The 20,086-nt window shown below is 48.4% G+C and carries 22 protein-coding genes; 18 read left to right on the forward strand and 4 right to left on the reverse strand.

Annotated features, from left to right (window positions below):
- Positions 1-107: 107 nt before the first annotated feature.
- From AC2TDN_RS07450 to AC2TDN_RS07510, 13 genes are all read left to right on the forward strand, one after another.
- The gene (locus AC2TDN_RS07450) at positions 108-620 is read left to right on the forward strand and encodes a hypothetical protein (protein WP_484687495.1); all 513 of its coding nucleotides are present in this window, start codon (positions 108-110) and stop codon (positions 618-620) included.
- Positions 583-1,269, forward strand: a complete 687-nt coding sequence (locus tag AC2TDN_RS07455; RefSeq protein ID WP_484687496.1) for a peptidoglycan recognition protein family protein — start codon at positions 583-585, stop codon at positions 1,267-1,269. The genes AC2TDN_RS07450 and AC2TDN_RS07455 overlap by 38 nt, the downstream gene beginning before the upstream one ends.
- A 173-nt stretch (positions 1,270-1,442) precedes the next feature.
- Positions 1,443-2,216 (forward strand): DUF3800 domain-containing protein, encoded by a 774-nt coding sequence (locus AC2TDN_RS07460; RefSeq protein WP_484687497.1) that lies wholly within the window; start codon positions 1,443-1,445, stop codon positions 2,214-2,216.
- Between the two features lie 153 nt (positions 2,217-2,369).
- Entirely contained in the window at positions 2,370-2,591 is a 222-nt protein-coding gene (locus tag AC2TDN_RS07465) for a hypothetical protein (RefSeq protein ID WP_484687498.1), read from the forward strand.
- A gap of 103 nt (positions 2,592-2,694) precedes the next feature.
- Positions 2,695-3,015 (forward strand): hypothetical protein, encoded by a 321-nt coding sequence (locus AC2TDN_RS07470; RefSeq protein ID WP_484687499.1) that lies wholly within the window; start codon positions 2,695-2,697, stop codon positions 3,013-3,015.
- A complete protein-coding gene (locus AC2TDN_RS07475; RefSeq protein WP_484687500.1) occupies positions 3,012-3,935 on the forward strand; it encodes a type II secretion system F family protein in 924 nt (307 codons plus the stop codon). The genes AC2TDN_RS07470 and AC2TDN_RS07475 overlap by 4 nt, the downstream gene beginning before the upstream one ends.
- 19 nt (positions 3,936-3,954) lie before the next feature.
- On the forward strand, positions 3,955-4,839 hold the full coding sequence (locus tag AC2TDN_RS07480) for a type II secretion system F family protein (RefSeq protein WP_482067329.1): 885 nt from the start codon (positions 3,955-3,957) through the stop codon (positions 4,837-4,839).
- A 30-nt stretch (positions 4,840-4,869) separates the two neighbouring features.
- Positions 4,870-5,055, forward strand: coding sequence for a Flp1 family type IVb pilin (locus AC2TDN_RS07485; RefSeq protein ID WP_482067328.1), 186 nt, complete (start codon positions 4,870-4,872; stop codon positions 5,053-5,055).
- A 12-nt stretch (positions 5,056-5,067) separates the two neighbouring features.
- A complete protein-coding gene (locus tag AC2TDN_RS07490; protein WP_484687501.1) occupies positions 5,068-5,793 on the forward strand; it encodes a TadE/TadG family type IV pilus assembly protein in 726 nt (241 codons plus the stop codon).
- A 43-nt stretch (positions 5,794-5,836) separates the two neighbouring features.
- Positions 5,837-8,101 (forward strand): hypothetical protein, encoded by a 2,265-nt coding sequence (locus AC2TDN_RS07495; RefSeq protein ID WP_484687502.1) that lies wholly within the window; start codon positions 5,837-5,839, stop codon positions 8,099-8,101.
- On the forward strand, positions 8,067-9,041 hold the full coding sequence (locus AC2TDN_RS07500) for a TadE/TadG family type IV pilus assembly protein (RefSeq protein ID WP_484687503.1): 975 nt from the start codon (positions 8,067-8,069) through the stop codon (positions 9,039-9,041). The genes AC2TDN_RS07495 and AC2TDN_RS07500 overlap by 35 nt, the downstream gene beginning before the upstream one ends.
- Positions 9,042-9,075: 34 nt before the next feature.
- A complete protein-coding gene (locus tag AC2TDN_RS07505) occupies positions 9,076-9,588 on the forward strand; it encodes an A24 family peptidase (RefSeq protein WP_482067324.1) in 513 nt (170 codons plus the stop codon).
- Between the two features lie 31 nt (positions 9,589-9,619).
- Complete coding sequence (locus AC2TDN_RS07510) at positions 9,620-11,251, forward strand: DUF6382 and FHA domain-containing protein (RefSeq protein WP_484687504.1); 1,632 nt, start codon at positions 9,620-9,622, stop codon at positions 11,249-11,251.
- Positions 11,252-11,267: 16 nt separating this feature from the next.
- Here the strand turns inward: AC2TDN_RS07510 and AC2TDN_RS07515 are convergent, their stop codons facing one another.
- The 3 genes from AC2TDN_RS07515 to AC2TDN_RS07525 all read right to left on the reverse strand — a co-directional run bounded on the left by AC2TDN_RS07515 (position 11,268) and on the right by AC2TDN_RS07525 (position 13,283).
- Positions 11,268-12,173 carry a TIGR01777 family oxidoreductase gene (locus tag AC2TDN_RS07515; RefSeq protein WP_482067322.1) on the reverse strand — a complete coding sequence of 302 codons (906 nt, stop codon included), beginning with the start codon at positions 12,171-12,173 and terminating at the stop codon, positions 11,268-11,270.
- A gap of 32 nt (positions 12,174-12,205) precedes the next feature.
- On the reverse strand, positions 12,206-12,688 hold the full coding sequence (locus tag AC2TDN_RS07520) for a hypothetical protein (protein ID WP_484687505.1): 483 nt from the start codon (positions 12,686-12,688) through the stop codon (positions 12,206-12,208).
- Between the two features lie 157 nt (positions 12,689-12,845).
- Complete coding sequence (locus AC2TDN_RS07525; protein ID WP_482067320.1) at positions 12,846-13,283, reverse strand: DUF2621 domain-containing protein; 438 nt, start codon at positions 13,281-13,283, stop codon at positions 12,846-12,848.
- Positions 13,284-13,384: 101 nt separating this feature from the next.
- On the opposite strand from AC2TDN_RS07525, the gene AC2TDN_RS07530 reads away from it, so the two are divergent.
- The 5 genes from AC2TDN_RS07530 to AC2TDN_RS07550 all read left to right on the forward strand — a co-directional run bounded on the left by AC2TDN_RS07530 (position 13,385) and on the right by AC2TDN_RS07550 (position 18,842).
- Positions 13,385-14,515 (forward strand): deoxyribonuclease IV, encoded by a 1,131-nt coding sequence (locus AC2TDN_RS07530; protein WP_482067319.1) that lies wholly within the window; start codon positions 13,385-13,387, stop codon positions 14,513-14,515.
- A 53-nt stretch (positions 14,516-14,568) separates the two neighbouring features.
- The gene (gene purU / locus AC2TDN_RS07535; RefSeq protein WP_482067318.1) at positions 14,569-15,471 is read left to right on the forward strand and encodes a formyltetrahydrofolate deformylase; all 903 of its coding nucleotides are present in this window, start codon (positions 14,569-14,571) and stop codon (positions 15,469-15,471) included.
- Between the two features lie 164 nt (positions 15,472-15,635).
- On the forward strand, positions 15,636-17,654 hold the full coding sequence (gene tkt, locus AC2TDN_RS07540; RefSeq protein WP_482067317.1) for a transketolase: 2,019 nt from the start codon (positions 15,636-15,638) through the stop codon (positions 17,652-17,654).
- A 49-nt stretch (positions 17,655-17,703) separates the two neighbouring features.
- Positions 17,704-18,021, forward strand: a complete 318-nt coding sequence (ppnP, locus tag AC2TDN_RS07545) for a pyrimidine/purine nucleoside phosphorylase (protein WP_482067316.1) — start codon at positions 17,704-17,706, stop codon at positions 18,019-18,021.
- 293 nt (positions 18,022-18,314) lie between these two features.
- On the forward strand, positions 18,315-18,842 hold the full coding sequence (locus tag AC2TDN_RS07550) for a DUF420 domain-containing protein (RefSeq protein ID WP_484687506.1): 528 nt from the start codon (positions 18,315-18,317) through the stop codon (positions 18,840-18,842).
- Between the two features lie 199 nt (positions 18,843-19,041).
- Here the strand turns inward: AC2TDN_RS07550 and AC2TDN_RS07555 are convergent, their stop codons facing one another.
- Positions 19,042-19,992 (reverse strand): NAD(P)-dependent oxidoreductase, encoded by a 951-nt coding sequence (locus AC2TDN_RS07555; protein ID WP_482067402.1) that lies wholly within the window; start codon positions 19,990-19,992, stop codon positions 19,042-19,044.
- Positions 19,993-20,086 lie beyond the last annotated feature (94 nt).

Raw genomic sequence — 20,086 nt, forward strand, 5'->3', positions numbered from 1 at the left:
CGAAGATGAGTATTACTATTCACCATTGAGCGACGAGGCCCTACGCCTTATCGCTCTTTTTGTTGATCGAGACACTTACGACAAGATGCTCTATAGGGGTGCAACCTATGTACGATGCTATTTTAGAAATCCTACACGGTGTATGGAAAAACGGATTCAGCTTAACCGCATTAGGTACGGCCGTGTTCGTCTTGTTGAAGCAGCGCAAGGTGAAGAAACGATTACGCCGCTATATCCCATGGCTTCTGGAGGATGATTCAGAGGTCGAGGCATACATTCACAATCAACACTTGATCATGGAAAGGTTGGGAATCGAATGGTCTGGACCCGAAAGCCCAATGATACCTATTCCGACGAGCTCAAAGCAATCATCAAAATTATATTGGGGGAAGATGAAAATGAAAAACAAGATGAAAAGCCGCAAGTTTTGGATGGCAGTCGTTACCGCGGTATTGATCGTACTGAATGATGGCTTGGACCTGGGGATTAGCTCCGAAACGGTGATAGCTTTTGCAGGTATCGTAGCAACGTTTATCATAGGCGAATCGGCAATCGATGCTACTAGAGCAGGAGGTAAAAAGGATGACATTACTTTCAATGATCCCGGCTCTGCTGAGTAATGGCATCCCTCGAATCCAAAACATCATCGACCAGCTGCCGAATCATACGTCGAAAATTTACGCGAAACGTGAATTATCCAAAGTCAAAACACTAGTAGTGCATCATATGGCTTCGGAAGCTCCGTTAATTAACCAAGCAAAGTTTCACGTAAACGGTCGCGGTTGGCCCCGTATCGGCTATCATATCGTTATAGCAAACGGAATGATCTATCAAACCAATTATCTTGACACTGAAAGCTATCACACAAGCGGAAATAACCGCACAAGCATAGGCGTGGCGATCCTTGGAGACTTAAGTAAGCGAAGTATAACCAATCGTGAGAGGGAGTTGCTATCTGCTGTTCTAGTGTCCCTGAGAGCGATATTGCCGGACGTTCAAATACTTGGTCACAATCAGCTTGTAAAGACCAGTTGTCCGGCAACAGATATGAATGTTATAAGAGAGGACGTATCCACATTGGAGATTAGATTGGAATTAGAAGCAGAGCTAAACGAAAACTTGCAGGGCCAGTTGCTTAATGCTGCAGCGCTTGAAACGAGGGTTAAGGATCTATACGCTAAAGCGGTAGCGCCGGGCAAGTTCCAAGTTGAAGCAATCCGGAAGTTATCGAGAGTGGCGGATATTATGCGTGTAGAAGGTCTCCTTTAATCAGGAGGCCTTTTTTTATTTGTCTATACGAAACACCGGTTCTCTTGTATCGAACGAGAGATTAATGTTAATCTATGGAAAGTGGTATAAACGTAGGTTAATAGAAGGGGCGGCGGTCACTTGTTTTATATAGATGTAGTACTTATTATGTCCACCAATAGGAGGACATATCAATGCACACACATTTAGTTTTTATAGATGAATCAGGAGATCACAGCATGCAACATATTGACCTTGAGTTCCCTGTATTCGCTCTCGCAGGAATTATTTTCGAGAAAGAGTACTATTACAAAGTAGCCAATCCTCTAATTGACGGATTAAAATATAAATATTGGAATCATCGCAGCGTCATTTTTCACTCAGTAGATATCCGAAAGCAAAGAGGTGCTTTCACAATGCTTCGCGATAGAGACATAAGAGTGCCATTTTTAGAAGATGTTACAACAATGATGAGTTTGTTAGAGTATAAAATAATTGCATCAGGAATACACAAAGCAGATCACCTAAGACAATATGCAACGCCTGACAATCCGTACAATCTGACGCTCGAATTTATGATGGAAAGATTATTTTTCTATTTTAAACATACAACTTCTAAATGTCTGTTAATCGCTGAATCAAGAGATGAGGCAGACAACCGCAGGTTATACAGAGTATTTAGGAATCTGATGGTAAATGGTAATGGTAATGTATCAGCAGCAGAATTTCAAAAGACTATAAGTGATTTAACCTTCATTCCGAAACAGTTCAACGAAAATGGAAACCAACTTGCTGATCTGGCTGTCTACCCTATCGCAAGAAAAGTCATAAGCCGGGCAGCTGGTTATCAATCATACGCAGAAATTAAACCTAAATTTTATTCTCGAGCAAATGGAGAATTTTGGGGTTATGGTCTCAAAGCATTTCCTAACCAAACATTTGTTCGAATTAAAGCTGAAACTGATTGACAAAAATTCAAATTGGGTATAATATTTGTGTAACAGCAAAAGGGGACTGGGCTTACCCGGGCCTCTTTTTATTTTGTCTATTGGATAATTTAGTGCTGAGTGTTGCATCCATAATTGGGTCAATGCTCAGCTTTTTTTATATGGAGGACTACCATGAATAATAAGCCACTCCCACAATTCAATTCACTTGAAGAAGCGAAAGCCTATTTCGAGAAGTACGGCCGGCTCGAATACTTCGGACGCGGCGGTCACATGTATGAATACTGCATCTACAACTATAAAGTAAAAGATGGCCGGCTGCTGAAAATCAATATTTACAATAACGGCAAGGTAGAGGAACGGATCATGCCACCGCTGCCACCGAATACGATGTAATCCCCAATCATCCACAGGTTGGGGATATTTTTTTGTTTAAATTGATATGCATTTTGTCCATGACACAAGCATGTCTACTGGCCATAGCAATGGAGCAAAAGATATGATGGCGCGCCTTGAGACGATGGCGCTTAGCGCTGCGGAATTGCCTGTGCAGGTTATCCGCCAGCAAATTGCATCTGCAATCGATATTGTCATTCATATCTCGAGGTTCCGGGATCGATCGCGCAGAGTAACGGAAATTTGCGAGGTTGCAGGCATGGAGGGAGGCGAAGTATTGCTTAATCCGCTTTTCCTCTTCGAGGAGGAGGGAGAGCGTAACGGACAGGTGGCAGGCAAGCTTAAAAGAACGGCGAATCCGCTCGTGCAAATGGACAAGCTGATGATGGCCGGGAAGAGCATTAATGGAGGAATGGCGATATGAGCATCACTAGAGGAGCGAGTGCATTAAATAACCCGCAGCCAGCGCGCGGTGGGGCGATACGTGTTGGCAGTCAACCACACGCCCCGCAGCGTTTGCAAGGCAGGCGATTGCAGCGAGCGCTTGAATGGTGCGGCTGGGAGAGCAGCGCTGCGATGGCGCATATAAGGGCAGGCAGATCATTAACCAACTATGGGCATTACCACTTAACTCGCAAGCAGTTTATTGTCGCTGCGACAGCTGGAGCACTTCTGATTTATGTAGCATCATATTTATTTTATCATTCGATTTTTCTTTCACTTGCGCTAGCTGGCCTCGGGATTATCGCTCCTAGGTATAGGCGCAGAACGCTTCTGCAGCAGCGCAAAGAGCGGTTGAAGCTGCAGTTTAAGGAGGCGTTGTTCTCCCTTACCTCCTCGCTTGCCGCGGGGCGCTCGCTCGAAAATGCATTTTTATCCACGCTTGATGACTTGAAGCTGCTTTATCCAGATCCGCGAACTGAGCTTTTGATTGAGTTCCAAATTGTTCGCTTTCGATTGGAGAACGCTGAGCCGCTTGAGTATGCGCTTCGCAACTTTGCGGATCGTGCGAGTATCGACGAAATCACGCAGTTCGTTGATGCTTTGGCAGCTTGCAAGCGCTCGGGCGGGGATCTGCTGGAGGTGATGAAACGAACCTCCGTTATTATCGGTGAGAAGCTGGAAACTGAGCAGGAGATTGCCATCTTGATCGCGCAGAAAAGATTCGAGGGGCGGATTATGATGGCGGTGCCCTTTGTTTTTCTAGCTTTTCTTGGCCTCGCCGCTCCCGATTATATGGCTCCCCTATATGGTGGAATTGGTTATTTATTACTGACGGCAGCGCTGCTGCTTTTGCTTATGTGCTTCTGGGTGATGGCTAAAATAATGAACATTCAGATATAGATGGAAAGGGGGGAGGAGAATGGCTGCAGCGATTGCCGCTGTTCTTTTAACCGCGAATTGGCTTTACTTGGCTGGAGGAGCGGCGCTGCATTCGATTTGGCTTCGTCTAACGAGCAGGAAGCGGAATGAGAACCAGGCAGCGCAGCAACTTAAGCAGCTTTGCTTGATCCATCCCTTTATGCGCTTGCTTGAGCGGCTCCACTTGTACGATTCCCTGCAGTTGCCAATAAGCAGCTATCATATGAAGCTGCTCGTGCTGATGGAAAGCGATTGGACGATTGAGCGAACGAAGGCAGAAGCGGCAGCTGCTTTCGGGATGGGATATGCAGCCTTAACGGCCTGTGCATGGCTCAGCCTGCTCGGTCAAGAGCCTATGCTGCTAGCGATGGGTGCCGTATTCGGCATTGTGCTGACGTTGCGCCCATTCGTAGAAGCAGGCAGACGCGTAGAGCGGCGCAAGCAGCAGTTGATCACCGAGCTTCCGGAAATGCTGAGCAAGCTGATGCTGCTGGTAGGAGCTGGGGAAACCGTGCAGCAAGCATTATCGAGATGTCTGGAAGGGAAGGATTCCAGGCAGCATCCGCTTTATAAAGAGTGGGGAGATGCGGTGATTTCGCTTCGCAATGGCCAAACCTTCAGTGCGGCGATCGAGAGATTTAATAGGCGCTGCGCCGTTCAGGAGGTATCGATTTTTACGACTGTGCTGCTGCTGAATTATCGCCGAGGCGGGGAGCACTTTGTACTTGCTCTGCGTGAGCTTTCCTATACGCTGTGGGAGAAACGCAAAGCTATCGCCAGATCGCGCGGAGAGGAAGCGTCGTCCAAGCTGGTGTTTCCCCTCGTAGGCATATTGCTTGTGCTTATGGTTTTGGTAGCTGCGCCAGCAGTTCTGCTCATGTCTTAATCAAACCAAAAACAGAGAGGAAGATAAAAAATGAAAAAACTAGGTCAAGCAATGCGGTCGTTCTGGTCGGAGGAAGAAGGTCTTGGAACATTGGAAATTATTTTGATTATTGCGGTCGTCATCATTATTGCGCTGCTGTTTAAGGATTGGATTATTGAGCTGATTGAAAGGCTAATGGGCAAAGCGGATGACGAGGCAGACAAAATTTTTAGTTAGCAGGTGATGCTTGTGAACGGAATAAGGATGAAGGCGCGGCTGCTGCAATGGCTGAGAAGGGAGCAGGGCACTTTTACGTTGGAGTCGACCATCGTTTTTCCACTGCTGCTTGGGCTTATCTTGCTATTTATCCTGTTCGGCATGTACATGTATCAGAAGGTCGTTCTGTATTATGCTGCTTCGGCATCCGCGGAACGTGCCGCATTTGGTTGGGACAATAGCTTTCGCGAGGCAAGGAGCGGCATGCTTGCGGAGCCTAAGTATGACGGCTTGTATTGGCGGATTGGCGAGGATGAGATGCTAGGCAGCTTGTTCGGACTTGGCGGAGAGAAGCAGGCCGCAGCAGTCGCGATTCCTTTTGCTGGGGCAAGCGAGGCTGGAGAGGCTGCATTGCCACTGCGAAAAATGGAGCGATCCGTAAGGTGGATCGGACAAGCAGGTCTTGCATACGAAGGCCAAATCAGCTATTCGGGCGGCGTTCTAAAGAGAGAGATCGAGGTAAAGCTGAAGTCGCCTTTGTCTAGTCGATCTATTGAGAAAAGCTGGCTGCGGCGAGAGCCAATGTCGGTATCGACTGCTGCCGTTGTTGATCCGGTCGAGTTTATACGAAGCGTTGACCTCGTCCGCTATTATACTACGAAGTTTGCCAATCGGACAGGCGGAGCAGGCCAGGCAAGGTCTCAAGCAGGTCAAGCGCTGACTCCCTACAAAGACGCTGTAGAGTTGAGGAAGCCTTGATTTGAGGTTGAGCCTTACATAGGAAGAGAGGGGCAGAGCAGCTGTGATCGTGAAGAAGGACAGGGGATACAATCGAGAAGTTGGCAAAAGCAGACTGCTGTTTCGAGAGGACGGTGCAGTGACGATATTTTCGGTTATCGTATTATCTGCACTGCTGCTATTTTTCTCTTTGCTCATTGATTATGCCCGGATTGCGGCCTTTCATAAGCTTACCGAAGATGCTGTCCGCTCGAGCGTACGTTCCGTCCTCTCTGCCTACGATGCTGTTCTTTATGAGAAATATGGACTGTTCGGACGCGGTGGAACGGAGGGGAAAACGCTCTTCGCACAGGTGATGGCAGCTAATGCAGAAGGAGCTGTTGATTCGAATAAACAAGGCATGAAGCTGGTCCGTTTGAAGGTAGAATCCTCTGGGCTGCATGCTGCCTCGTTTCTAGGAAGTCATGATGTGTTTGGCAGGCAGGTTCTGGAGGAGATGAAGTACAAAGCGCCTATTGATTTTACGCTGGAGCTTGCCGCGAGGTTTGTGCCGATGGCAGGGGCGATGAAGGAGGCTTCCGTTGCAGTCAATCTGCTTGAGAAAATGCGCAGGCTATACGAGAAGCGAGAAGCTCACCTAGCCAGAGTGCTGATGCTGCAAGAGCAATCCGCTGGAACGGTAGGAGAAAGCGGAATTGCTGCGATGATTCCCGCTCAGACGGGAGGAGTAGCGTTTTCTGGTGAATCCGCACTTCGTATCGCTAGTGAATATGAAGACTATGCGAAGAAGGTCATACATGATCAATCGCTGCCAGCTGGAGAGAAAGCAAAGTATACGAGTGAAATTGAGGAATATGAGAATAAAGTCAGAGCGTTCGCGCTTGAGCTTCGCCGAGTGAGCGGAGGGATGCTGAAGCAGCATGTAAAGCTTCAAGGCGATGCTATTAAGGAGCTGGAAGCTGCACGATTACTGAATGAGGATATGCTGAGGCTCGTTCGACAAGCGAATCAGCAGCCAAATCTAGCTGATTATGATGCGGTGTCAAGGCGCAGTGTAGCAGGCTCGGAGCAGCACCTTGTTCCGGCTAGCGCCGCTTCTGATATTATGCAGGTGAAGGAAGCTGCAAATGAGCTGGTAAAGCCTGAAAATTGGTTTAACGACTACCGGCAGGAGCTAGAGACGCAAGGAACAGCAGCAGCAGCCATCGATATGGAAGCGGGAGGTTTTCAATCCAGCAGCTTGGCTTCCTTGGCGAAGCCGATTAAACGTTATGCCTCAGATACTTTGCTGGAAAGTGCAGCTAGCCTGCGACTTGCATATGGTGCCTATGAAGAGAAATATATTCGTCCCGCTGGTGTTCTTATAAGTCGCAAGCAGTCGCTTGAGCAAGGCAACATTAAGGCGCAGCTTAAGCAGCAGGAGGAGCAAGCAGGTTCGCTTTGGAAGCGGGCGCGCAGCATGCTTCACGGCTTGACAGCTGTCCCTCAGACGGAAGAGCATATGCAAATTTTTGAGCAGGTTAAGGCGCGCTATAACGAAAACTTAATGTTTAATCAGCAGTCAGACCATACAGCGGCGGCTGCAGGGGAAGGGCAAGCAACCGATGCACATGAGGCTGCGGAACAATCAACAGCCTTGATGGACGGTCTATTTTCGGGTATGTCCGGGATGCTGGAGAGGGCGAGAGATTCCGTTTATTATGGCGAGTACGTGATTAATCGCTTTTCCCATTTTGCCCCGCAGTATTTGCGAAACATGATAACAGATGGAAACATATCAGAGCTGTCGCAAGCTGTTTCTTTTAATAATCAGGAGTCGGAGTATATCATCTATGGCTTTCACAATCCAATCGGAAATATAGCAGCCGCATATGGAGAGCTGTTTGCGACTCGTCTTGCTATAAGGACGATGGAGGGTTTGATTGAGAGCAGATCGCTGGGCCATCCGCTGCTTATTTTGTCGGCTGCGCTTATTTACGGCTTGGAGAAGACGATTGAGGATATGCTTGCCTTCACGGAACGAGGATCGGCGCCTTTGTCTAAATATGTGAAAGTAGAGCTGTCGTACACCGACTATTTACGATTATTCATTCTTATGCATGGAGCAGAGGACGGGGCAAGCTTTGCCCGCATGATTGCGGTCATCGAGCAGAATAGCGGAACGACGCTTTCGGCCGTTCCGAGCGGAGTGACGGGAGAGGCTGAAGTCTCCATGCAGCTATGGTTTGTACCTGGCTTGATGCAAGTGCTGGGCAAGTTTGGACTTTTGGAAGGAAGGGTTGTCGGCAATCGCTATGAAACGACACAAACGATTGGCTGGTCCTATTAAATGCCGATGCCGCAGAAAAGAGCAAGGCTCTATCGTATTAGAAGCAGCGTTAGTAATGCCCATGGTTATGATTGTACTGCTTGTGTTTGTCATGCTTATTCGTCTATGCGCCGTTCAGATGGCATTGCATTCGGCGGCATCCCAGACGGCAAGGCAAATGGCTGCAAATATACATCCTGTAAATCTGGCATGGCAGCAGGCAGCAGCAGCTCAGATCACAGTATCTGCACAGACTCGATTCCCTTTGTCCCCGTGGAGCGAGATTGCGGCAGAAGCGTCGGAGTGGCTTCCCTCGCCGACTGGGGAAATGGTATCGTCCGTGCTGCGTGGCGATTTCAGGCCGCTTCAAAATATGGCCGCAACGGAAGTAGGACGAGCTGTCATTGAGCCGTTATTAAGAGAGTTTGCGGATGCTGCCATTATCGATCCGAAGCGGCTAAGGCTGGGCTGGCTGACGCTGCCTGATCTGGGGAAGAAGGATGAGCCCTATTTAGCTATTTCGGTGGAATATGATTTCCCCTTAAAGCTCCCTTTCTACGGGAAGCCAATCGTACTTAAGGAGCAAGCCTCCGAGCGTGTTTGGATAAGCGATTCTGCTCCTGCACGGTATGGAATGGAAAGCATCGAACAAAATAATATCCCGATACAAATCGTGGCTATTGAACCGACGCCGCTGCGACCGGGAAGGAAGGCGACCGTTACGGTCAAGACGGAGCCGAATGCGGCTATATCGCTTGATGTCACCTACAAAAGCGGCTCAAGCAAAGCGAAGCATCTGGGAGCAGCCGTTGCCGATGCCAATGGTTATGTGACATGGACTTGGCATGTATCAGGAAATACAACGCCTGGCATTTGGGAGCTTACAGCATCAGAAACGAGCAAGCATTCCAATCAAGTATCGATGCATTTTGAAGTGGAAAAAAGCAGCGGAAGAAGTTAAAGAGAAAAAAGCTGAGAGTGGAGTTGGAGTTAGCATGAACCTCATGATGACGGCTGCAGCAGCCTTGTTGTTGATTATTGCTTTCGTGACGGATATAAAAGCGCAAATTATTCCGAACAGGTTAACGGTTAGTTTTTTTGCTGCTGCATTTATCTATCATGCTGCCTTCAGCGGAATAGATGGGTTAGTCAATGCTGCTGCCGGCGCAGCCGCAGGCTTCGTTCCGTTGCTGCTGCTACACTTGGCGAGAGGGATAGGCGCCGGCGACGTGAAGCTGTTTGGAGCGCTGGGCGCTTGGGTAGGCGTATGGATCGTGCTGCAAATGATGCTTTATGCCATTTTGTACGCGGGGGTGATCGGGGTATGTCTAGTTGTTGTGAATCGAGCTTTCGGCAAGAAGGTAACAGCAGGCGTAACCGCCATCCTCATTCCAGCAGCGAGATGGAAAAGGAATCAATGGCTGCAGTGGGCGAATTCAGGCAAGAAATTCCCTTTTATGCTGGCGGTTGCTCCTGCAGCTATTACGGTATGGTCAATGATCAGCTAAACTAGCATACTTGAAAGGAGATGAATGTGGCATGCAAAGCTATCGCGTTGATTTTACCATGAATCATGGGCATGAGATGACGCTTGATCGAGAAGGCGGCATCTATAGAAACGAGCTTGATGAAATCGAGATTCAGATGCTGCAGAGCGAGCGGATTCCTTTTCTGCTGCCAGTTGATTGGTTTGAGCTGGATGGAAAGCTAATCTTTCGATATAAGCTGTCGGGTATGAAAATGCTTCTTCACCGTCTGCAGCAGCAAAAGCTTACGATGGAGCAGTACTATTCGCTTATATTAGCCGTTACGGATGCGCTTTTTGAGTGCAAGAATTATATGCTGCGTCCTGAAGGCTGCTTGCTCGACGAGCAATTTATTTTTTTCGGACATCATTTGCATGACATTCGATTAGCATATGTGCCTATGAAGGGTGAGGCTGCCGAGCAAACTGTCGGTGCGGGGGACCTCTTGTCATTGATCGTTCGTTTCACCTCATATATCGATCAAATCGACGGAGAGGGATTAAAGCAAGTTCTGCATCATTTAACGGGTACAAGATGGCCTTTAGCAGAGCTGAGAGCTACGCTTCTGAAGCTGATAGGAGAACTTCCTTCCGTGCACCACAGTGGAGCAGCACAGACGGCACAAAGGCAGCAAGCACAGCATTCCCGGCAAGCACAAGAGTCCCAGCAGGCACAAGAGTCCCAGCAGGCACAGCAATCCCGACAATCCGAGCAGTCTCAATATGCAGAGACCTACTCATGGAAAAGCCAACAACAACAAGCTGAGCAGCCAAGCTATCAAGCCGTGCAGCAGCCACAGCAGCAGTCTTCTTCCAACCATATCGAAACGTACAATGATTGGAATGCTTCCTCTATCGATATGCTGAAAGATTTGGATGATATACAGGATGAGACAGCATCAAATACAAAGAAAAAGTGGCTTCTATCAGCGGGTCTTATCATTGTGATAGCATGCGTTTGGCGGTTTGTTTATTTTGCTGCTGATACGAGGCAAAGCCTGCTGATAAGCTTGGGTATTACCTTGCTGCTCCTAGCTGGAATGATGCTAGTTTGGCGGAGAAAGCATGCCGCATCATTGGATGATGAATTTGAGATAGATCAGTATGAGCTAGATCAGTACGAACCAGACTCCAGAATGTTCCCGGGGCTAGTGAATATCTACGATGAGCCCAATAAGAGCACGGCAGTCTCGAAGGAATCACCGGAGGATCATTATGATGAGAGCGCGCCTCGTTCTAAAGCTCCGCTGCATGTGGTCGCTGCGAATGATATGTTTCCTATTGTCGAACCAACGGCGCTACTTGGGAAGGATCAGCAGAAAGAGACTTATAGAGAGCTGTCTGAATGGCTTCAAAGAAGCTGGGAGGGTCAAGAAACGAGACTGGAATTAGTAGAGGAATGTTTTAAAATAGGACGGATGGGCGAGCAAGTAAGCTATGCGGATCTTGCTAACGGTGTATCGCGCCTTCACTTGGAGATTGAACGTTTGGAGGGGGAGTTTAAAGCAAAGGATCTGGGGTCTAGGAATGGCAGCCTGCTAAATGGACAAGCGATGATTCCTTACAAAAGCTATAAGCTTTCATTAGGAGACGTTATCCAATTAGCAGGTTTAAAAGGCCCTTCCTACGAGCTTAAATCGGGATGATGGTACCCTCCCGGTCTTAACGATGACGACCTACTAATTCATTCATGGCGGCATCCACAGATGGATATTTGAAGGTAAACCCGTGCTCAAGCGCTATACGAGGCAGCGCTCGCTGCCCGTCTAGGAGCAGCGTGGACATTTCACCGAACAATATTCGCATTAGAGCGGCCGGCACTGGAAACCAATGCGGCCTTCCCATTGCCTTTCCAATTGCTCGGCCAAAAGCATCATTGGTTACCGGTTCTGGCGAGGAGCCGTTAACAGGTCCAATTATTTCCTCATTGTCCAAAATGAACAAAATAAGCTGGATCATATCCTCGAGATGAATCCAAGAAAGCCACTGCTTTCCGCTGCCGATTTTGCCGCCTCCGAACATGCGATAGGGCATGGCCATAAAAGGGAAAGCGCCCTCCTTCTTGTCCAATACGACGCCAACTCGGAGCTTGACCAGCCGCTTGGCAGGAATAGCGTCTGCGGCCAGCTCCCATTTCTGCACGACCTCCGATAAGAAATCAGTCACCTTTGTCGAACTAGATTCATCGAAGATACCGTCTGCCGAGATGCCGTATGCAGAAATGCCGGAGGCATTCACGACCAGCGGAGGTTGATGCTTAAGCGATTGCATAAGTTTAGCGATGCGGGCTGCTGCTGTCATTCTTGATTGCATGACACGCTGCTTAGCGGACGATGTCCAGCGCTGATTAATCGATTCACCGGTTAGATTTACGATTGCGTCGATGCCTTCAAGCAATGCGGGGGCAGCTTCCAGCTCGCTCCAGGTTAATCGGGTAATGCCAGAGGGCTCAGATCGCCCATTCGAGCTCTGTCGAGAAATAATATAAACCTCATCATTTCTCTCCAGTAAAGCTTTGGTTAATGCACGTCCGATAAAGCCCGTACCACCAGCAATCGCAACCCGCATCCCTGTTCGCTCCTTCATTTACATTTACCTTATTACTTGATTTCCTCGATTTTTACGAGCCAATTTTGTTTGAGGGTCGCTTCGCCTTCAATTGCTTTTTCTTTATATTCGAATTTTACTTTTGCATGATCAGGCAAAGCATCAAGCGTACTCTTTTGCTCTTCCGTTATTTGCATGGGAATGGTCCCTGTCGCCGTTTCGATTTCTATGGAATGAGAGTCGCTTAGTCCGCTGTACGTTCCTTCACTAACTTTGACTGGATCTGCCGGCTCCTCAATCCCGCCGTTGCTCGCTGGATCCTCGGTCTGCTCAGGTGCGGCTACATCAGGCTCAAGCACCCCGCTTTCTTCTGGCAATTCGCTGACTACCGGTCCTTCCTCTATCGTTCCTTGTTGTTCGTTTCCTTTATTTTCATTCGTACCGCTACATGCTGATGTGGCAAGTATAACAGCTAGAAGAACTGCTCCTGCTGCTCCTGCTTTTTTGCTTCTTCTTCGCTTCGATGAGTTCATCATTTGAACCACCTCCTGTATGTATTAACGAAATTAACGCTAGATAGGTTACATTGATATATAACCGAATATGAGGACTATGAAGCAGGTGGCTGTAATGCCCCTGCTTGCTTCAGCTGAATGTAATAAATGAGCTTAAACCGCACGAGGCGGCTCAAACTCATTTATTAAGTAAATGCTTATAGGGTCCGTAGTCGATGCCTTGACGATCAAGGAATGTAACTAGGCTGCGGTAATCACGTTTTGGAGTTGCTCGTATGTAGCCTTCGATGCAGTGTTCGCGCGTAACGGTAGATGCGCCGTGTTCAATCGCCACCTGACCAATTTTGGCTGCGATGGAATGTTTAGCTATATCGCGAAAAGCGCTTGGCACTGGGGATACAAGCTCATCCAGCAGCTCCTTGGAATCATCGTTCCACATGCTGCGGCTGCGATCTACCCAGTAGTTTTGCCAATCGAGCTTAGACTTGCCGTCTCGCATCGGAAGCACCTTGAGAAATTTTCGAAACATGAAAAATCCGCCAATCGACATAGCCGCAACCATGACGATCGCCCAAAAAACGATAAAATACATAAACCAATCGGGCGCAACTTTCATACGTGTCTTTCACCTCAATAATGAATTATACCGTATTCCTAGATTTATTTCGACATTCCTTGTAAAATAAGGTTTGATCAACCGAAAGGGGCGAAAGATTCATGTTGAAAATAGGTTCCCATGTATCATTTTCGGACAAGGGGCTGCTGACTGCAGCACAAGAAGCATTATCATATGGCTCAGGTACGTTTATGATCTACACCGGCGCACCGCAGAATACAAGACGCAAGCCGGTCGACACGTTATATATTGAAGAAGGCAAGGCGCTGATGGAGCAATCCGGCATCAATGAAATTGTCGTACATGCGCCATATATCGTTAATTTAGGCTCATACAAGGATTCTACTTATGAGCTCGCGGTTTCTTTCCTACAGGAAGAAATTCGTCGTACAGACTATATCGGTGTTCGTAATATTGTCCTTCATCCAGGTGCTTATACGGATAAGGATGCAGAATATGGCATTGCCCGTATCGCTGAGGGCTTAAATGAAGTACTTGCCGGCACCAAGGAAACGAATGTAAACATCGCGCTTGAGACGATGGCGGGCAAAGGCACCGAAATTGGCCGCAGCTTTGAGGAGATTGCAGCGATTATCGACAAGGTTCAGGATAATCATCGTTTGACCGTATGTATGGACACCTGCCATATGCATGACGCCGGTTATGATCTCGTTAATGATCTGGACGGCGTGCTGGAGCAGTTTGATCGTATAGTCGGTCTTGACCGTGTAGCAGTCGTTCACGTGAACGACAGCAAAAATTCGCGCGGCGCTGGCAAGGACAGGCATGCTCCTGTCGGTGCAGGCTGGCTTGGACATGAAGCAATCCATAGGATCGTTCATCATGAAGGGCTTAAAGGCCGTCCTTTCATTCTGGAGACGCCTTGGATCGGCAAGGAAGACAAAACGGAGCGGCCGATGTATGAAGCGGAAATCGCCTTGTTAAACGGCAATGGCAGAAACCGTTTTGGTGAAAATTTCTTCGAGGACGTAGAGCGCTTGCATCATTTCTTCGGAAAGCAAGAAATTGATCCTAGAGCTTTTGTACTGTCTACATGGGATTTGCTGAAAAATGATGCTAAAGCGAAAAAAGCAGATCCGCGCGAGCCAATGGAGCGTCTATATGACCTGGTGCTCGCAGGCCAGCCGCTATCTGCCGAATTGTCGGAGGAACAGATTAATCAGCGGATTACCGCTTGGTTTGGCGGCAAGGAGCTGCTCGCTAAGGTTTAATATCATATATTCAATCATTCAATTTATATCGTTGTGAAAGGAAGTTTAAGTCCATGTCATCCCAATCCACCCCGTCCGATATCTCCAATGAATTCGGCGGAAAAAGCGGCCGTGCCCGCATGCTGATTTCTTGTCCGGATCGTCCGGGCATCGTTGCGGCCGTATCGCATTTCCTGTATGAGCACGGAGCGAACATCGTGCAATCGGATCAATATACGATGGATCCGGAAGGCGGTATGTTTTTCATCCGCTTCGAATTCGATTTGCTTGATCTAGATAAGGAGCTTCCGGTTCTGGTAGAGGATTTCGCAAGAGTAGCGGATCGCTTCGATATGAAATGGCATACTTTCCGTGCCAGCCGCAAGAAGCGTCTTGCTGTATTTGTATCCAAAGAGGATCATTGCCTGCTTGAGCTGCTATGGCAGTGGAAGGCAGGAGATTTAGATGCCGATATCTCGATGGTTATCAGCAATCATCCAGATATGAGGGAGCTTGTCGAGTCCTTCGGCATTGCTTACTACCATATTCCGGTTACGGCTGCTACGAAGGCTGAAGCGGAACGCAAGCAGATGGAGGTTGTTGCGGATAAGGCGGATATCGTCGTATTGGCGCGCTACATGCAAATTATTTCGCCTAAGTTTATCGAGCAGTTTCCGAATCGCATCATTAATATTCACCACTCGTTCCTTCCGGCATTCGTGGGCGGAAAGCCCTATGCACAGGCGTATACGCGCGGCGTGAAAATCATTGGCGCAACAGCGCATTACGTGACGGAGGAGCTAGACGGCGGTCCAATTATCGAGCAGGACGTTCAGCGCGTCAGCCACCGCGACAATGTGGATGATTTGAAACGTATTGGACGGACAATAGAGCGGGTTGTGCTCGCTCGCGCAGTAAAATGGCATATTGAAGATCGCGTAATCGTGCATAATAACAAAACGGTTGTATTCAACTAACTGTATAATTATGAAGGTATTCTTTTATTAATGATGGAAAACAAGCATGCAGAAGTGATACAATATTCAAAGTTATTGCGTACTGGTATGACGCTGCAATCGTTATTGAGAAACCATATAACGAGACGAAATTAGACAAGATAAGATTATAGGAGGCAATTGGAATGACTGTGACACAAAAATCAATCGAACAGCTTTCAATCGATACGATTCGTACACTTGCGATCGATTCCATCGAGAAAGCGAAATCAGGCCACCCTGGTATGCCAATGGGCGCCGCTCCAATGGGCTATCAACTGTTTGCAAAAAATATGAAGCACAACCCTTCGAACCCTACATGGATTAACCGCGACCGCTTTGTATTGTCAGCGGGTCATGGTTCGATGCTGCTTTACAGCCTTCTTCACCTTTCCGGCTATGATTTGCCGCTTGAAGAGCTGAAAAACTTCCGTCAATGGGGTTCACTGACACCAGGTCACCCTGAATTCGGCCACACAGCCGGCGTTGATGCAACGACTGGGCCGCTTGGACAAGGTATTGCAATGGCAGTTGGTATGGCGATTGCGGAAGCACAGCTTGGCGCTACTTACAACAAAGAAGGCCACGATCTAATCAACCACTTCACGTACTCCATTTGCGGCGACGGCGACTTGATGGAGGGCGTATCCCACGAGGCTGCTTCCTTCGCAGGCCACTTGCAGCTTGGCAAATTGGTTGTTCTATATGATTCCAACGATATCTCGCTTGATGGCGAGCTGAGCCTTTCGTATTCCGAGAGCGTTCAAAAGCGCTTTGAAGGCTATGGCTGGCAAGTGCTTCGCGTAGAAGACGGCAACGACCTTGCTGCTCTTTCCAAAGCAGTTGCTGAGGCGCAAGCAGATCTGTCCAAACCGACTTTGATCGAAGTAAAAACGGTTATCGGCTACGGCAGCCCTAACAAAGGCGGCAAAGGCGGACATGCAGGTCCACACGGATCACCGCTTGGCGCTGATGAAACTAAATTGACGAAGCAAGCTTACGGTTGGTCGGAAGATCACCAGTTCCACGTGCCTGACGAGGTTCGCGCTCATTTCGCAGATGTGAAAAGCAGCGGCGAGCAAGCGAATGCAAAGTGGGATGCAAGCTTTGCAGCTTATAAAGCAGCTTTCCCTGAGCTAGCTGCTCAGTTCGAGCTTGCAATCTCCGGCGCATTGCCAGAAGGCTGGGATGCTGACCTTCCTGCATACACAACGGCAGACAACGCGGTATCAACTCGCGTAGCTTCAGGCAACGCGCTTAACGGTCTTGCGAAAAACGTACCTGCGATTTTCGGCGGATCCGCTGACCTTGAGAGCTCGACAATGACTCACCTAAAAGGTTTGACTCAGTTTAAACCAGGCAGCTACGATGGCCGGAATCTTTACTATGGCGTTCGTGAATTCGGCATGGCTGCTGCAATGAACGGTATTGCACTGCACAGCGGCTTGAAAGTATTCGGCGGTACATTCTTCGTATTTACGGATTACCTTCGTCCTGCTGTTCGTCTTGCTGCACTGATGAAGCTTCCTGTCGTTTATGTATTGACGCATGACAGCATCGCAGTTGGCGAAGACGGTCCTACGCATGAGCCAATCGAGCAGCTTGCTTCGATCCGCATCATCCCTGACCTTACGGTTATTCGTCCGGCTGATGCTAACGAAACCTCGGCAGCATGGGCATATGCCGTTGAGAATACTGGCAACCCGGTAGCACTTGTGCTTACTCGACAAAATCTGCCTATCCTTGAAGGTACAGTGAGCGATGTTCACGCCAACCTTCGCCGCGGAGCTTACGTTGTATCCGATGCAGCAAACGGCAAGCCGCAGGCGCAAATTCTAGCAACTGGCTCTGAGGTGCAGCTAGCTGTTGCTGCTCAAAAAGCATTGGCAGAAGAGGGCATTCAAGTACGTGTCGTCAGCATGCCGAGCTGGGATTTGTTCGAGAAGCAGTCGAAGGAGTACAAAAACTCCGTTATTCTTCCTGAGGTTAAAGCCCGCCTTGCCATCGAAATGGCTCATCCATTCGGCTGGGAGCGTTACACAGGAGACCAAGGCGATATTCTTGCAATCGACCGTTTCGGCGCATCCGCACCTGGCGATCGCGTAATCAAAGAATATGGCTTTACGGTAGAAAATGTTGTTAGCAAAGTAAAAGCATTGCTGTAATAGCGATTCAAGCTTTAGCATCCGATAGATAAGGGAGATCACAGCTACCATGTCTCAATTCGATAACGTATCGATCGTCAAGAAGGCTAACGTCTACTTCGACGGTAAAGTAACGAGCCGCGCTGTATTGTTCGCGGACGGCACCAAAAAAACACTCGGCATCATGCTGCCGGGCGACTATGAGTTTGGAACGGACTGCGTTGAAATCATGGAGATTTTGGCTGGCGATTTGAAAGTGCTGCTGCCTGGCGAAACAGAATGGCTGCACATTCAAGGCGAAGGCGAATTTACAGTGCCTGCGAACACAAAATTCAAGCTTCAGGTTGCTGAAGTATCGGATTACTGCTGCTCGTACATTTACGAGTAGAATTGCCTGCCAAGGCTAAGAAGATGGCTTCCCATAACGGCGATTATTCGCCGGGGGAGGCCTCTTTTTTTTGCCTGCTCATCATCCCATTGCTTATAAAAAAAGATGCCGCCGCAGGAAAGCCTTTACGAGGGCTAGCCTGCGGCGGCTTTTGTATGCAGACTATGTTGCAAAATTCGATTTTTCGTGACAACTATACGGTAAATCAAATTGATTTGGACTATGTAAATCGGATAAGGTTAAGAGAGAAAGAAGCGCGCATGCTTTAAGCCTTGGCGTTTACTTAGGAGGTTATGTTCTTGAAGGAAAAAAACGTTGGACCCTTGGTGGCGATCTTGTCACTGGTCCTGGTAGCGATCATAACGATTTTGTTCTTCTTGCCGGCATACGACGGGGAGATTGGCTTTGACGTTAAGATATTGCCGCTGCTTAATGCGATATTCAACTGTTTTACCTTTATCGCGCTGATTGTTGCGCTAGTTGCGATCTTGAAGAAAAATGTACGTCTTCATCGTACATTCATCGGGGCTGCTTTTACATCGACGACGCTGTTTCTTGTTTCCTACGTCACTTATCATTACTTGACGGAATCAACGAAATACGGCGGAGAGGGCGCGCTGCGCTCGATTTATTTCTTCATTCTGCTTACGCATATTCTGCTAGCGATCGTTGTTGTGCCGCTTGCGTTGCTGTCTGCTGTCCGGGGCTTGCAAATGAAGGTGGACAAGCACCGCAAAATCGCGAGATGGACGATGCCGATCTGGCTGTACGTGAGCTTTACGGGCGTTGTCGTGTATCTGATGATTTCTCCTTATTATTGAGAAAAACAATGAAGGCCGCCTAGATCTTCCGGGCGGCTTTCATTGTTTATATAGACGTTAAACAGCCGCGCTTGCCCCTTCGAACGTGTGGAAGCCGTCTTGAAGCTTTGTTTGAATCTCCTTAAGAATGTCTACATCCTCGAAAGAGAATTTCCTTGTGTGCTGGCTGAGCATATTAAATAGGAGGCCTTACGAAAACCTAGGCTTTATCGCCAAGCTTGCGGCCAATCCATTGCTCATAGGCTTGAGCTACGCTGCACATATCAAGCTCGCCAAGTCCCATGGTGTCTCCGATCTGGAATTGGCTCTTCGCTGCTTCGAGCAATGGCGTTGGCACTTTCAAGCCGTCCGATAGGACGGAGCTAAGCTTCAAGTCCTTCAGCATCAGCTCAAGCGAGAATTGCACGTCATAATTGCCTTCCAGCAGCTTGGCGCCCTTGAGCTCGGCTGCCTTGCTTGCTGCGCCGCCCGATTGGACGAGCTCGATAAACGAAGCGCCGTCGATGCCGCCGCTTGCGGCAATCGCCATGCCTTCGGCCAATGCGACAACATTGATGCCAACGATCGTGTTATGCGCAAGCTTTGCCACGGAGCCGCTGCCGTTAGCGCCCATCGGAATGACCTTGCGTCCCATTGCAAGTAAAACATTTTCAGCTCCGCTAAGCGTATCTGCAGAACCTCCTACCATGAAAACAAGCGTCCCGCCTTCTGCTGCCGGCTTGCTGCCTGTTACCGGAGCATCGAGGAACGAGGCGCCAAGATCAGCCGCCGCCGCCGCAAGCTCCTTCGCCAAAGTCGGCGAGATTGTGCTGCTGTCAATGAGGGTTTGCCCGCTGCGTGTTCCTGCAAAGATGCCGTTCTCTCCCCAATAAACCTCGCGAATAGCCGAATCGTTGCTAATCATCGTAATAATAACATCCGAGGCTCGCGCTACGGCAGAGGGGCTGTCCAATTCTTTTGCGCCAAGTGCGGTAAGGGAGTCTGCCTTGCCTGGCGTGCGGTTATATACCGCCACCTCGAAGCCTTTGTTTAGTAAATTCGTTGCCATTCCAAGTCCCATAACGCCTAACCCGATAAATCCGATCTTTTTCATGAAGATTTCCTCCGCTCTGAATCGTTTTTTATTTAAGTATACAGATTTTTCATCAATAATTCATTGTTTGTTGCTTGTTTTTATAAGGTAAATCCGATATTGTAGATGCTAAGTTGAAAAGCATTATCAGAGTTGCATACTGAGAATTTTT

It is taken from the genome of Paenibacillus sp. Y660 (assembly GCF_057221575.1).

Excerpts from the sequence above, each read along its gene's own strand:
- AC2TDN_RS07450 (WP_484687495.1), top strand. The coding sequence starts at position 108 with ATGTACGATGCTATTTTAGAAATCCTACACGGTGTATGGAAAAACGGA.
- AC2TDN_RS07455 (WP_484687496.1), top strand. The coding sequence starts at position 583 with ATGACATTACTTTCAATGATCCCGGCTCTGCTGAGTAATGGCATCCCT.
- AC2TDN_RS07460 (WP_484687497.1), top strand. The coding sequence starts at position 1,443 with ATGCACACACATTTAGTTTTTATAGATGAATCAGGAGATCACAGCATG.
- AC2TDN_RS07465 (WP_484687498.1), top strand. The coding sequence starts at position 2,370 with ATGAATAATAAGCCACTCCCACAATTCAATTCACTTGAAGAAGCGAAA.
- AC2TDN_RS07470 (WP_484687499.1), top strand. The coding sequence starts at position 2,695 with ATGATGGCGCGCCTTGAGACGATGGCGCTTAGCGCTGCGGAATTGCCT.
- AC2TDN_RS07475 (WP_484687500.1), top strand. The coding sequence starts at position 3,012 with ATGAGCATCACTAGAGGAGCGAGTGCATTAAATAACCCGCAGCCAGCG.
- AC2TDN_RS07480 (WP_482067329.1), top strand. The coding sequence starts at position 3,955 with ATGGCTGCAGCGATTGCCGCTGTTCTTTTAACCGCGAATTGGCTTTAC.
- AC2TDN_RS07485 (WP_482067328.1), top strand. The coding sequence starts at position 4,870 with ATGAAAAAACTAGGTCAAGCAATGCGGTCGTTCTGGTCGGAGGAAGAA.
- AC2TDN_RS07500 (WP_484687503.1), top strand. The coding sequence starts at position 8,067 with ATGAAACGACACAAACGATTGGCTGGTCCTATTAAATGCCGATGCCGC.
- AC2TDN_RS07505 (WP_482067324.1), top strand. The coding sequence starts at position 9,076 with ATGAACCTCATGATGACGGCTGCAGCAGCCTTGTTGTTGATTATTGCT.
- AC2TDN_RS07510 (WP_484687504.1), top strand. The coding sequence starts at position 9,620 with ATGCAAAGCTATCGCGTTGATTTTACCATGAATCATGGGCATGAGATG.
- AC2TDN_RS07515 (WP_482067322.1), bottom strand. The coding sequence starts at position 12,173 with ATGCGGGTTGCGATTGCTGGTGGTACGGGCTTTATCGGACGTGCATTA.
- AC2TDN_RS07520 (WP_484687505.1), bottom strand. The coding sequence starts at position 12,688 with ATGATGAACTCATCGAAGCGAAGAAGAAGCAAAAAAGCAGGAGCAGCA.
- AC2TDN_RS07525 (WP_482067320.1), bottom strand. The coding sequence starts at position 13,283 with ATGAAAGTTGCGCCCGATTGGTTTATGTATTTTATCGTTTTTTGGGCG.
- AC2TDN_RS07530 (WP_482067319.1), top strand. The coding sequence starts at position 13,385 with ATGTTGAAAATAGGTTCCCATGTATCATTTTCGGACAAGGGGCTGCTG.
- purU (WP_482067318.1), top strand. The coding sequence starts at position 14,569 with ATGTCATCCCAATCCACCCCGTCCGATATCTCCAATGAATTCGGCGGA.
- tkt (WP_482067317.1), top strand. The coding sequence starts at position 15,636 with ATGACTGTGACACAAAAATCAATCGAACAGCTTTCAATCGATACGATT.
- ppnP (WP_482067316.1), top strand. The coding sequence starts at position 17,704 with ATGTCTCAATTCGATAACGTATCGATCGTCAAGAAGGCTAACGTCTAC.
- AC2TDN_RS07550 (WP_484687506.1), top strand. The coding sequence starts at position 18,315 with ATGTTCTTGAAGGAAAAAAACGTTGGACCCTTGGTGGCGATCTTGTCA.